This is a genomic window from Mycobacterium sp. E3198, from assembly GCF_001667015.1.
Taxonomy (GTDB): domain Bacteria; phylum Actinomycetota; class Actinomycetes; order Mycobacteriales; family Mycobacteriaceae; genus Mycobacterium.
Map to the genome: position 1 here is coordinate 1 of NZ_LZIS01000127.1, position 655 is coordinate 655.

Annotated in this window: 2 pseudogenes; one reads left to right on the forward strand and one right to left on the reverse strand. The window is 68.4% G+C overall.

The annotated features are described in order from the left end of the window. A pseudogene (locus tag A5673_RS14605) lies at positions 1–348 on the forward strand (hypothetical protein); the annotation flags it as partial. 28 nt (positions 349–376) lie between these two features. Here the strand turns inward: A5673_RS14605 and A5673_RS14610 are convergent. After that, positions 377–655: pseudogene (locus A5673_RS14610) on the reverse strand (hypothetical protein); the annotation flags it as partial.

Below are 655 nucleotides of genomic sequence, written 5' to 3' on the forward strand. Positions count from 1 at the left end.
CCGCACGACGGCGCCTACACGGCCGCGCGGCTGGCCAAGGACCAGGGCGTGCCCATCTCGACGATCTCGTTCGGCACCAAAGGCGGCGAGATCGAGATGAACGGGCAGCGGGTCGCCGTTCCCGTCTCGACCGACCAGATGAAAAAGATCGCCCAGCTCTCCGGCGGGCAGTCCTACACCGCGACCAACATCGCCGAGCTCAACAAGAGCTACAACGCCATCGAGAACGACATCGGGTTTCGCACGGTGCCCGGACCCGGCAGCGCCGGGTGGCTGCGCCTGGGCGTCGTCGCCGCGCTCATCGCCGCGGCGCTGGCCCTGTTGATCAACCGGCGGCTGCCGACCTGATCGCCCACCCGATCGCCGCCCTGATCGCCTAGGAGGGCAACCGGCTGTTGAGCGCGAGACCGGCCAGGATGGCGCCGGCCAGGACCACCGCCCCGAGCAGCATCCAGGCGAGGCTGGCGTCGCCCTTCACCGTCTCGTAGCCGATCTGGCGCTGCAGCGTCGAATAGACGCTTTCCAACGATTGCAGGCTGTCGGCGTGGAACGCCTCGCCGTCGGTGATCTTGGTGATCTCCTGCAACGTCTGGTCGTCGACGGGGACCGGGATGGTGGCGCCCTCGTAGTCGACGGTGCCGTAGGGCGTGCCGAA